Origin of the sequence: Saccharothrix syringae, assembly GCF_009498035.1 — a bacterium.
In the GTDB taxonomy this organism is placed as follows: domain Bacteria; phylum Actinomycetota; class Actinomycetes; order Mycobacteriales; family Pseudonocardiaceae; genus Actinosynnema; species Actinosynnema syringae.
The window spans coordinates 7915394-7926625 of the sequence record NZ_CP034550.1 but is presented as its reverse complement, the minus strand read 5'-3'; the positions used below and the strand labels follow the sequence as shown (position 1 = coordinate 7926625).

Genomic DNA, 11232 nt, shown 5'->3' with positions numbered 1-11232 from the left:
GATGGCTCCGACGCCGACCGCCAAGGGGACGGTCCCCTTCGGGCCGTACAAGACGTGGTACCGGGTCACCGGGGAGCTGGGGGAGGGCCGCCCGCCGGTGGTGGTCGTGCACGGCGGTCCCGGCAGCACGCACGACTACCTGCTGAGGCTGGCGGAGCTGGCGGAGGACGGGTGGCCGGTCGTGCACTACGACCAGCTGGGCAACGGCGGGTCGACGCACCTGCGTGACCGGGGGGCGGACTTCTGGACGCCGGAGCTGTTCCTCGACGAGCTGGAGAACCTGCTGGAGGCGTTGGACGTCGCCGACGAGTACGTGCTGTTCGGGCACTCGTGGGGTGGGGTCCTGGCGGCCGCCCACGCGGTTCGGCAGCCGGAGGGGTTGGTGGGGTTGGTGGTGGCCGACTCGCCGGCGTCCTACCCGTTGTGGATCGAGGAGCTGGCGGAGCTGCGGAAGACGTTGCCGCCGGGGGTGGACGAGCTGCTGCGTCGGCACGAGGCGGCGGGGACCACGGACAGCCGGGAGTACCTGGAGGCCAGTGGGGTGTTCTACCAGCGGCACGTGTGCCGGGTGCAGCCGTTGCCGAGGGATTTGACGGCGACGTTCATGGAGCTGTCGACGGATCCGACGGTGTACCGGGCGATGAACGGCCCCAACGAGTTCCACGTGGTGGGGACGCTCAAGGACTACTCGCTGGTTGACGAGCTGGCGTCGGTGCGGGTGCCGACGCTGGTGGTGCGGGGCGAGCACGACGAGATCACCCCGGCGGCGGCCGCGCCGTTCCACGAGCTGATCCCGGGCGCGCGGCTGGAGGTAGTGCCGGATGCCAGCCACCTGCCGCACCTGGAGAACCCGGACCGGTTCGACGCAGTGCTGGTGGAGTTCCTGAAGGGCCTGGCGTAAGACCCCCTTTCCACCCAATGTCAACATTCGACATCACCATCGGTGCAGGACTCGTCAGGAGCCACACAGGCGATGTCGAATGTTGACATTGCAGAAGACTTCACGTCGGCGTGGGCCGCGAGGGGCGGGGTGCTCGAAAGCCCCCAACTCGACGGCCTGGCTCGGTCCGGCTCGGCCCGGTCCGGCTCAGCCCGGCTTGCCTTGGCCTGGCCTCGCCTGGCCCGGCTCGGCTCGCCTTGGCCCGGCTCGGCTCAGCCCGGCCCGGCTCGGCCTGGCTCGGCTTGGCCCGGCCCGGCTCGGCGGCTCGGCCCGGCGGGGTGGCTCGGCAAGGCGACTGGAGGTCCCGGAAGGGTTGGCGCAGAGACCTTTCGGGTCCTTGTAGGTCCTTTCCGGAGGATTCGCGACCTCTAGCCTTGGCCTCAGCCCCGGCCCCGTCCGCTCCGGCCTCAGTCCCGGCCCCAGCCCCCAGCCCTCAGTCCCGGCCTCAGTCCCGGCCTCAGCCTTCAGCCCCGGCCCCTAGCCCCTAGCCCCCAGTCCCAGCCCCCAGGCCCAGTCCCAGTTCCGGCTTCAGCCCTCAGCCCCGGCCTCGGTCCTTCCGGCGCCCCGGCCCTTCCGGACCCTTGGCTCTCCCTGCCCCTTGGCTCCCCCTGACCCTCCTGCGGAAAGACTTCCGGGTCCTGCGAGACCCTCCGGGAAGCTTTCGGACTTCCGCCAGCAATGTCGAATGTTGACATTGCGGTCGGACGACAAAGAGGGGGAAGGGCTCCTAGGCCCTTCCCCCTCTTCTCGTGCTGTACCTGTATGGCTTCGCTTGCGCCGCCGCACGCCTCAGGCGGTCGGTTCGAGCATCCCGGACAGCGTGTTCCACAGCGTCTCGGGCGTGCGGAACGTCTCGGCGTTGAGCGCGTCGTCGCGGAAGCGCACCCCGTAGCCCTTCTCCAGCTCGGCGAGCAGGTCGACCATGGCCAGCGAGTCCAGGCCGACGTCGCGCAGTTCGACGTCTGCGGTCAGCTCCTCGCCCGCGTCGAGGAACGGCAGGTGCTTGCGCAGGGTCTCCTCGAACCGCTCTTCCCACATGATGACCGTGCCCCTTCCCGGACCACAATTCGCCGCTGAGATGTCGTCACGGTAGCACGGAAAAACTGTGGCAAAATAGCCACGGGGATCGCCGGCAAAACGTGCAGGGGTGAATTCAGGAGATTAGGGGTGGGCTAGGGGTGCTTGCCGGGTTGGCCCTCTGAGCTGCGCTGCTAGTCTTTCGGGGTCCGTGCGTTCGGTCCGGCGTCAACCAGTGAGGTGCACGAGAGCATGGGTCGAGAAGTATTCGCGCGCGCGCACGACCAGGTCGCGACACTGCACGAATTCCTGCTCGTCGGCGCGCGGCTGACGCCGGAGAAGGCGGCGGTCGTCGAATACGCCGAGGGCGAGTTCGGCACCATTTCCTTCCGGCAGCTGGAGCGCCGGGTGGCGGCGCTGGCGGCGCAGCTGGACGAGCTGGGCCTGGACATCGGCGACCGGGTGGTGCTGGAGTCCGACACCACCTCGTGGTCGATCACCGCGTTCCTGGCGTGCTCGTCGCTGGGCCTGACCTACATCCCGGTCAGCCCCGAAACCCCCGCGCAGCGGTTGCAGGCCATCGTCGAGGCCGTCGAGCCGGCGCTGCACCTGCAGGCGGCGAACGGTCGGCGTGAGGGCGTCGCCGAGAACGTCGGCCTGGCGCGCTTCGGGCCGGACGGCCTGGTGGTCGAGCGGGCACCCGCACCGCGCGTGCGCCACCGGCGCGAGGTCACCCCGACCGACGCCGCCTACATGATCTTCACCTCGGGCACCACCGGCCGCCCCAAGGGCGTGGTGATGAGCCACCGCGCGATCCTGGCGTTCTTCCGCGGCATGCTCGCGCACGGCATCGTCTCCGCCGAGGACCGGGTGGCGACCACCTCGCCGCTCCAGTTCGACTTCTCCCTGCTGGACATCGGCCTGGCGCTGGGCAGCGGCGCGGCCGTGGTGCCCGTGCCGCGCGACCTGCTGCGGTGGCCGCGCAAGCTGGTGCGGTTCCTGCACGACGCGCAGGTCACCCAGGTCAACGGCGTGCCGTCGATCTGGCGGCCGGTGCTGCGGCACGAGTCGGAGATGCTGGGCGAGCTGGGCGGCTCGATCCGGGGCGTGCTGTACTCCGGCGAGAAGTTCCCGATGCCCGAGCTGCGCGCGCTGCAGAACCTGCTGCCGGGCGTGCGGATCGTGAACTGCTTCGGCAGCACGGAGTCCGTGGCGTCGTCGTTCACCGACGTGCCGAACCCGCTGCCGGAGGACGTGGAGGAGCTGTCGATCGGCTTCGCCCACCCCGGCGCCGAGATGGTGCTGATCGACGAGGACGGGCAGCCGGTCGACGAGGTCGGCGGCGTGGGCCAGATCCACCTGCGCAGCGCCGCCCTGTTCACGTGCTACTGGGACGACCCGGAGGCCACCGGGCGCGCCCTGGTCCTCGACCCGCTGAACCCGCGGGCCGGCCAGGTGGTGTTCCGCACCGGCGACCTGGCGTGCCGGGGCGAGGGCGGCGAGCTGTACTTCAGCGGCCGGGCCGACTCGCTGGTCAAGATCCGCGGCAACCGCGTCGAGCTGGGCGAGGTCGAGCGGCGGGTGGCCGACTTCCCCGGCGTCGCGGCCGCCACGGCGCTGCTGGTGCCGGTGCCCGACCGCGACCCGGCGCTGGCCGCGTTCGTGGTGCTGGCCGCCGGCGTCGAGGGGCTCGACGAGCTGGAGCTGAAGGCGTTCTGCATGGAGGCCCTGCCGGACTACATGGTGCCGCAGGAGGTCCGCGTGCTGGACGAGCTGCCGACCACCCCGAACGGCAAGGTGGACCGGGCCGCCCTGCTGGCCAAGGCCGCCCGGGTCTGAGGCGTTCATGAGACCGACCCCCTGTCACCTCGTGGTGGCGGGGGGTCGGCTTCGCGCGCGGGAAGGCCCTGTCCCGCGTTACCCGGCGACCTGCCCGCTTCGACCTCCAGGACCGTGCAGTCGAGGAGTTCGCGCGCCGGCTTGGAGGCCAGGGTCCAGAGGATGGCGGGATCGGTGAAGGAGACGAGTTCGCGCTCAACGGGAACCGGCCGCCGCTGTGGTCCTGCGCGGTACCGGAAGCCCTCGACCCCTGGCACAGCAGCTTCCGCATGGCGCGGCGCTGGCGGTAGACGTGGATCCTGGCGAACTGCGGCTTGCCGCGTCCAGGCGCAACCGCCGCTCGGTCCCAGAGGACGCCCAGACTGTCCCGATCACCGAGGGTTTCGTCCGCATACGCGACCCCTGTCCCGCTCGGACGCTCCACCAGTTGCGGTTCCCCTACCGCCTCCTCGCTCCACATGGCCACGTAGGGGACGACTAGCTCCGCCCTGTCGCCATCCGCGCTGTCGAAGTCGAGCACGTCCAGTCCTCCCAAGGCTTGGATCTACGTGACGACTGTGTGCGAAGCACTACGCGCGGTACACGCGGTGTGTAGTCGTCCCTGCCAAGCCGTTTCACCAGCGGCTTCATGCCGCTAGCCACCTATTATAATAGGTAGGACAGCTGTGGTGATCAGTAAGCAGATCGGGTGAAGCTAACCTGATAGGTATGACAGGCTGCGGCTGAGAGGAGACCGACCAGGTGACCCGCTGGACCGGAACTCCTGCCTACGCCCAGATCGCGAACGACTACCGCACGAAGATCATCGACGGCACGTTGCCCGCCGGGGCCAAGCTGCCGTCCGAGTCCGAGTTGATGAGCCGGTACGGCGTCTCCCGGGTCGTCGCACGTCAAGCGATCGGTGTCTTGCGCAACGAAGGCTTGGTCGACAGCCACAGCGGCAAGGGCAGTTTCGTGCGCCCTCGACAGCGGGTCGAGCGGATGGCCCGCAACCGCTACCGAAGGCACAAGTCCACGGGCGAGTTCGCCGACGACGCGCGGCGCGCAGGCGCGACGACCGACATCGAGGCCGGCTCCGCGCGTGCCGCTGCCCCCTACGACATCGCAACCCGACTCAAGATCGCTCCGAACGCCCCAGTGATGAGGACCGGGTATCGCTTCCTCGCCAACGGCCGCCCCGTCCAGGTCTCCACGTCGTACGAACCGCTTGCGCTGACAGAGGGCACCGACGTGGAGCGTCCCGAAGAAGGCCCGCTGGCCGGTCGCGGGGTCATCAACCGCATGGATCGCATCGGCATCCGCGTAACCGAGGTCGTGGAGTCGGTCACCACCCGCGCCCCACTGCCCCGGGAGGTCGAGGCGCTGGACATCCCGCCGGGCGTGCACGTGTTCACCATCGAGCGGACGTTCCTCGCGGATGACCTACCGGTCGAGACGTGCGACATCGTCGTTCCGGGCGACCGCTACGGGCTGACCTACCGAATTCCTGTTGTGGATGAGTGACTGCGTCGCCGGACCACGTCCGGCCTACCCCGCCGGCCAGGGCGGCCGTGGTCTGAAACCACTGTGGACGAACCCCGCCCCCACACCCGGGGCGGGGTTCCGTCACGCCCGCAGAAAACCGAGCACCTCCTCGGTCTGCCCGGTGATGCTGTGCCCGACCCCGGGCAGCACCACCACGGTGGCGTGCGGCACGGCCCGGCGCACCCGCCGCGCGGTGCCGGCCGAGTCCAGCATGGCGTCCCGCTCGCCGACGATCACCAGGGTGGGCATCGCCAGCCGGCGCAGGACCTCGTCGGTGAGCAGGGGCAGCCGTTCCAGTCGGGGGCGGAAGTGGGTGAAGTGCAGCACCACCTGGTCCAGGAAGGGTGCGTCGGCGCCGATGCCCGCGATCGAACGCACGCCCCGCCGCAACCCCCGGTCGCCGAACGGGCGCAGCAGGACGGCCTTGACCAGCACCCCCACCTTCTGCCTGCCGATGCCGCCGGGGCACAGCAGCACCAGTCGGTCGACGCGCTCGGGGCGCCTGGTCGCGTAGTCCGCGGCGAGCAGGCCGCCCAGCGAGGCACCGACGACGGCCGCCCGGTCGACGCCCAGCGCGTCCAGCACCTCGTCCAGCCAGCGCGCGTGCGCGTCGGTGCCCAGGGGCGGGCGGGACGGGGCGCTCAGGCCCGGTTCGCCGATCAGGTCCACCGCACAGACCCGGAAGTGCCGCGACCACGCGGTGACATCGCCCATCCACATGGTCGTGTTGGCGCCCGACCCGTGCAGCAGCACCACGGGCGGCGCGTCCGGCGGCCCGGACACCACGACGAACGTCTCACCCTGCCCGGTCGCCACCCGCACCCGCTCGTGCGGGACGGGCCACCGGTCGAGCAGGTCGAGGTAGCGGCGCTTGATCTCGGCCTCGCCGGCCTCCGTGCGGTAGATGGCGCTTGGTGTCATAAACGCACCATACGACCCCACGACAGAGAACGATAGGGAATAATGGGGAAGGCCCCACCTCGGGAGGTGGGGCCTTCGTCAGGGATCAGACGCCCGCGACGGAGAAGATCCAGTCGCGGTAGACGGTGATGTTGGTGTAGGCGCACCAGTCGAAGCGGTTGCTCGTGGAGGACACGCCCACCTGGTAGTACCGGCCGTCGACCGGGCTGGTGGCCATCATCGGGCCGCCCGAGTCGCCGCCGGCCGAGATGCCGTCGACGCGGGTGGAGGAGATCGCCACGCCGCCCAGCCAGTCGAACGAGGAGACCGACTCGACCAGGGTGGTGGCCAGCTTCAGCACGGGGGACTGGCAAGCGCCCTCGTCGCCGAGGCAGGTGGCGCCCCAACCCCAGATCTGCACGGGCTGGTTCGCCGCCACGGCCGAGGGCGTGCCGAGTCTCGCGTACTCCCACCAGGTCGGCTGGGCCTGGTCGATGCGGACCAGGGCGATGTCGGCGGCCGGGTGGGTGACGACCTCGACGCCGGTCACCAGGGTGCCGCCGGAGTTCTGCTGGAGGCTGCCGATCCGGAAGGTGTAGGTGGCGGCGGTGTCGGACACGCAGTGCTGCGCGGTCAGCACCCAGGTCGGGGCGATGATGGTCGCCGAGCACCACGGCGTGCCGTTGTTGAACAGGCGCACGGCGAACGGCGCGTACGACGCCGGGCCGCCGTCGATGATGTCGGTCCCGACCGGGGGCGGTGCGACGGGCGCCGCGGACGCCGGGGTGGCCAGGGCTGCCGTCGAGAACAGCGCGGCGGCACCGACGAGCAGGGACAGGGCGCGTGGAATTCGCATTCAATCACCTTCGGCGAGAGGAATTCGGTGGGTTCACCGTGCTTCGAGCCTGTCGCGTCGCGGTGGTGCCCAGAACCGGCCGATGGTGGGGAGGCGGTCGACCGAAGTCGTACCGATTATTGCGGTCGGCTTCCACGTGCCGGGAAGGTGGTCCAGACCAGAGTGGGCCCACCTCGCTGCATCGGTTCAGATACTCTGATCAGCGCTGGTGGGGTCCATGTGAAGGATGATCCCAGGAGTGATCGTGAGCAATCGGTCACATGCACCGATTCGACGACCTTCGTCGGTTGTGCGCTCCGAACAGTGGGACGAGTGAGGTAGCACACGTGCGGGGGTGAAGATGTGCTCGCTCGATCATGGGACGGGATAAATGTGAATTGCCGCCAAACGCTAAACGGGGGGAGCCCGGTTGGGCTCCCCCCGTCGAACGCGTCGAATATGTCGAACGCGGCGGACTCAGGCCGGCTCGGCGGCCATCCGGGTCAGCGCGCCCCGGTCCACCTTCCGGTTCGAGTTGAGCGGGAAGTCGTCGACGTGGCGGTACTCGCGGGGGAGCATGCCCTTGGGCAGCACGTCCCGCAGCTCCTTCGACAGCAGCCGGGACGGGGTCGGGGTGCCCGTGTAGTAGACGACCAGCTCCAGGCCGGTGTCGGTGGGCCGGGTCACGGCCACCGCGTCCCGCACCTCCTCGCAGTTGCGCAGCGCGTGCTCGACCTCGGCCAGCTCCACCCGCCACCCCGCCAGCTGGACCTGGGAGTCCAGCCGCCCCAGGTAGACCAGGGTGCCGTCGGGGTGCTTGCGGACCCGGTCGCCCGTCCGGTACCAGCGGCGGTCGTCGAAGAGCAGGAACCTGCCCTCGTCGTCCGACCGGTCCAGGTAGCCGGCGGTCATCTGCGGGCCGGTGATGCACAGCTCGCCCTCGGTGTCCACGTGGCTGCCGTCCTCGGCCACCAGGACGTAGTCGTGGCCCTCGTGGACCTCCCCGATCGGGACCAGGCCGTTGAGGCACAGCGACGGGGTCGCCTCGGTCCAGCGGTGGCCGGTGATCGTGACGGTCAGCTCGGTCGGGCCGTAGATGTTCTCCAGGGTGGACGCCGGGGCGGCGGCCAGCCAGTCCTGCGCGTCGGCGGCGCGCAGGGCCTCGCCGGCGAAGAAGCTCCACCTCAGGCCCGGCATCGAGTTCGCCGACAGGCCGCCCATGCGGCGGACCAGGGTGATCGCCGACGGGGTGGAGAACCACACCGTCAGGCCCCGGTCCGCGACGAACGCGGGCAGGTCGCGGTAGGCCGCGCCCGGCACCGGGTGGGCCTGCGCGCCCGCGCCCCAGGCGCAGAACAGGTCGAACATGGCGCAGTCGAAGTTCAGGTCGAACGACTGGGAGAAGCGGTCGTCGCCGGTGAAGTCGTAGCGCTGCTCCAGGATCGAGAAGTAGTGGTCGGCGTTGGCGTGGGTGATGGGCACGCCCTTCGGCCTGCCCGTCGAGCCCGACGTGAACAGGACGTAGGCCAGGTCCTTGGGCGACACCGGGAGCGGCGCGTCCAACGGCCTGCCACCGGTCAGGCGCCGACCGGTCAAGAGCTCACCGGCCAACGGGGCCAGCACCGGCACGTCCACGCCGACCTGCGCCAGCGCGGCCACGCCCGCGGCGTCGGCCAGCACCGCCGACACACCGGACGCCTCCAGCATCCGCCGGGTGCGCTGGGCCGGGAACTCGGGGTGCAGCGGCACGGCCGTGGCGCCGGTGTAGAGCACGGCGAGCAGGCCCGCGTAGGACTCCAGGGTCTTGTCCGCCAGCACGCCGATCGCCCCGGGCGGCGCGTCCGAGGCGGTCAGCAGCGTGCCCGCCCAGGCCAGGGCCAGCTCGTGCAGCTCCTCGTAGCCGACGGTGCGGCCGTCCTCCAGGTGCAGCGCGGTGCCGCCGGGCGCCTGGGCCAGGCCGCGCAGGAAGCGGGAGTGCAGGACGGGTTCGTCGAAGGTCATGACGCTCTCCGGAGGGCGGGGCGCTTGTAGGGCTGCATCGCCAGCCGCGGGGTCGCCGCGACGACCTTGAAGTTGTTCGTGGTGCACGGCACCCGGCCGAACAGGGCGTCCTGGCCGGCCACGCACAGGCGGGTGACGCCGTTGGCGCGCAGGGAGCGCACGACCTCCGGCCAGCGGACGGGCCGGACCACGCCGTCGAGCAGGATCGCCCGGACGCCGGCCGCGGTGGTGCGGACCGTGCCGTCCTGGTCGGCGACCACCGGGGTGACGGGGTCGCGGAAGGCCAGCCCGGCGAACAGCTCCCGCTCGATCCGGTCGCGCAGGTCGGCGAAGGCGCTGACGTGCATGGGCGGGTCCATCTCGTACAGCGGCAGGCCGCCCGCCGCCTTCAGGCGCTTCTGCATCCACTCCAGCCTGTCCCGCTTGAGCGAGACCATGTAGAAGTCCTCGTCGACGTAGCAGGAGACCTCGTGCCAGTCGGCCAGCTCGTCCAGCACGGCCGACAGCTCGGCGGCCGGGGTGCGGGCGAACGACAGGGTGACCACGTCGCTGTGCCGCGACGCGAAGTACTCCGTCTCCACCCGGACCAGGTCGGCGGTCAGCCGGATGCCGTCCTCGGCGCTCAGCGCGCCGGAGTGGACGGCCGCGGCCTTGCCGCCGAAGCTCGCGCCCGTGCAGTACCGCGGTTCCAGGTCGAACTCGTGCTCCGCCCAGCGGGCCAGCGCCAGGCTGTTGACCAGGAACGCGACCTGCGCGGCCTCGGCGTAGTCGGAGGAGCTGCCGCGCAGCGCGGCGAACAGGTCGTAGCCCAGGACGTCGTCGGCGGTGGCCAGCAGCTCCCGGGCGAACGGGTTGACCAGCATGAACTTGGCCACGTCCGCGAAGCGCGTGGGACCCATGCCGGGGAACGCGACGGCGGTGCTCATCGCCCGCTCCCGGGTTCGGTGAACGCCCGCTCGATGACGGCCAGCGCGTCGGCCACGTGCGGCACGGTGGTCGGGTCGGCCGCCGCCATGGCCTCCTGCTGGAGCTCGGCGGTGTTGCCGTACAGGACGCTGGTGGCGGCGCGGAAGCGCAGCGCCCCCGGGTCGTCGCCGAAGTGCTCGCCCGCCAGCACGGCCACGCCGCGGGTCAGCAGGTGGTCCTGGAGGGACGCGCCGTCCACGACGCCGTGGCGGGCCAGTTGCGCGCGCAGCGGCTCGAAGTCCGGGTAGACGTAGAAGCCGCCGGTGGGCGGGCGGGACAGGGCACCGGACTTGACCACGATGTCCTGCACGGCCCGGGCCAGCGCGCCGTGCAGCCGGGCGTCGGCGTCGCGGCGGGCCACCAGCTCGGCGGGCTCGTCGAAGGCGTACTCCGCGACCTCCTGCAGGGGACCGGCGAGGGTGGACCACACCTCGCTGGCCACCGACGCCACGTCCTGGCGCATCGGCACCGCCGGGAAGCGCGCCGCGCCGATGCGCCAGCCGCCCAGGGCCAGGCTCTTGCTCAGGCCGGTGACCACGACCGTGCGGGACGGGGCGACCTCGGCCGGGCTCAGGTACTCGAAGCCCGGGTCGTGGACGAGGTCGCGGTAGATCTCGTCGGAGACCAGCAGCAGGTCCTCCTCCTCGGCCACCGCGCAGATGCGCCGGACCAGGTCGGGGGTCGCCGTGGTGCCGGTGGGGTTGTCCGGGGCCGTCAGGATGACGATCCTCGGGTTCGCGCCGCGGGCGCGGGCCGCGCGGACGGCCTCGCGCAGCGCGTCGGGGTCGGGCACGCCGCCGCACTCGGCCGGGATCGGGACCGGGATCACCTCCTTGCCCGCCTCCAGGGCCTGCGGTGCGTAGGTGACCCAGCACGGCGCGGGCAGCAGGACGTCACCGGGCACCACGAACTGCAACGCCATCAGCAGCGCCTTGCTGCCCGGCGCCACGATCACCTGCTCCGGGTCGGTGGGCAGGGCGCGGCGGCCGAAGTAGCCCGCGACCGCGCGCAGCACGCCGGGGTGGCCGGGTACGGGGCCGTAGGAGTTGCGGGACGCACCGGCGACCAGCCGCTCCACCAGGCCGGGGAACACGGGCAGGCGGGCCTCGCCGAACCCGAGGTGCACGATCCGCTCGCCCGCGGCCTGGCGCAGCGAGACCTGGTGGTCCAGCGCCAGGTTGGGCGAGATCTTCCGGATGACCACAGCGCG

Annotated in this window: 9 protein-coding genes; 3 read left to right on the top strand and 6 right to left on the bottom strand. The window is 71.3% G+C overall.

Annotated features, from left to right (window positions below; all coding sequences use genetic code 11):
- Position 1: 1 nt before the first annotated feature.
- Positions 2 to 901, top strand: coding sequence for a proline iminopeptidase-family hydrolase (locus tag EKG83_RS33130; RefSeq protein ID WP_033434711.1), 900 nt, complete (start codon positions 2 to 4; stop codon positions 899 to 901).
- An 828-nt stretch (positions 902 to 1729) separates the two neighbouring features.
- On the opposite strand, the gene EKG83_RS33125 is transcribed toward EKG83_RS33130, so the two are convergent.
- Positions 1730 to 1978 carry an acyl carrier protein gene (locus EKG83_RS33125; protein WP_033434659.1) on the bottom strand — a complete coding sequence of 83 codons (249 nt, stop codon included), beginning with the start codon at positions 1976 to 1978 and terminating at the stop codon, positions 1730 to 1732.
- Positions 1979 to 2209: 231 nt separating this feature from the next.
- Here EKG83_RS33125 and EKG83_RS33120 point away from each other — a divergent pair, with 231 nt between their 5' ends.
- Both EKG83_RS33120 and EKG83_RS33115 read left to right on the top strand, forming a co-directional pair.
- A complete protein-coding gene (locus EKG83_RS33120) occupies positions 2210 to 3796 on the top strand; it encodes an AMP-binding protein (protein WP_033434658.1) in 1587 nt (528 codons plus the stop codon).
- 741 nt (positions 3797 to 4537) lie between these two features.
- A complete protein-coding gene (locus EKG83_RS33115; protein WP_033434657.1) occupies positions 4538 to 5299 on the top strand; it encodes a GntR family transcriptional regulator in 762 nt (253 codons plus the stop codon).
- A 102-nt stretch (positions 5300 to 5401) separates the two neighbouring features.
- Here the strand turns inward: EKG83_RS33115 and EKG83_RS33110 are convergent, their stop codons facing one another.
- From EKG83_RS33110 to EKG83_RS33090, 5 genes are all read right to left on the bottom strand, one after another.
- The gene (locus tag EKG83_RS33110; RefSeq protein ID WP_033434656.1) at positions 5402 to 6241 is read right to left on the bottom strand and encodes an alpha/beta fold hydrolase; all 840 of its coding nucleotides are present in this window, start codon (positions 6239 to 6241) and stop codon (positions 5402 to 5404) included.
- Positions 6242 to 6326: 85 nt separating this feature from the next.
- The gene (locus EKG83_RS33105; protein ID WP_033434655.1) at positions 6327 to 7076 is read right to left on the bottom strand and encodes a S1 family peptidase; all 750 of its coding nucleotides are present in this window, start codon (positions 7074 to 7076) and stop codon (positions 6327 to 6329) included.
- A 456-nt stretch (positions 7077 to 7532) separates the two neighbouring features.
- Complete coding sequence (locus EKG83_RS33100; protein ID WP_033434654.1) at positions 7533 to 9056, bottom strand: AMP-binding protein; 1524 nt, start codon at positions 9054 to 9056, stop codon at positions 7533 to 7535.
- Entirely contained in the window at positions 9053 to 9982 is a 930-nt protein-coding gene (locus tag EKG83_RS33095) for an ACP S-malonyltransferase (protein WP_033434653.1), read from the bottom strand. The genes EKG83_RS33100 and EKG83_RS33095 overlap by 4 nt, the downstream gene beginning before the upstream one ends.
- Positions 9979 to 11226 carry a pyridoxal phosphate-dependent aminotransferase gene (locus EKG83_RS33090; RefSeq protein WP_033434652.1) on the bottom strand — a complete coding sequence of 416 codons (1248 nt, stop codon included), beginning with the start codon at positions 11224 to 11226 and terminating at the stop codon, positions 9979 to 9981. The genes EKG83_RS33095 and EKG83_RS33090 overlap by 4 nt, the downstream gene beginning before the upstream one ends.
- Between the last annotated feature and the right edge of the window lie 6 nt (positions 11227 to 11232).

Excerpts from the sequence above, each read along its gene's own strand:
- EKG83_RS33100 (WP_033434654.1), bottom strand. The coding sequence starts at position 9,056 with ATGACCTTCGACGAACCCGTCCTGCACTCCCGCTTCCTGCGCGGCCTG.
- EKG83_RS33125 (WP_033434659.1), bottom strand. The coding sequence starts at position 1,978 with ATGTGGGAAGAGCGGTTCGAGGAGACCCTGCGCAAGCACCTGCCGTTC.
- EKG83_RS33110 (WP_033434656.1), bottom strand. The coding sequence starts at position 6,241 with ATGACACCAAGCGCCATCTACCGCACGGAGGCCGGCGAGGCCGAGATC.
- EKG83_RS33095 (WP_033434653.1), bottom strand. The coding sequence starts at position 9,982 with ATGAGCACCGCCGTCGCGTTCCCCGGCATGGGTCCCACGCGCTTCGCG.
- EKG83_RS33120 (WP_033434658.1), top strand. The coding sequence starts at position 2,210 with ATGGGTCGAGAAGTATTCGCGCGCGCGCACGACCAGGTCGCGACACTG.
- EKG83_RS33130 (WP_033434711.1), top strand. The coding sequence starts at position 2 with ATGGCTCCGACGCCGACCGCCAAGGGGACGGTCCCCTTCGGGCCGTAC.
- EKG83_RS33105 (WP_033434655.1), bottom strand. The coding sequence starts at position 7,076 with ATGCGAATTCCACGCGCCCTGTCCCTGCTCGTCGGTGCCGCCGCGCTG.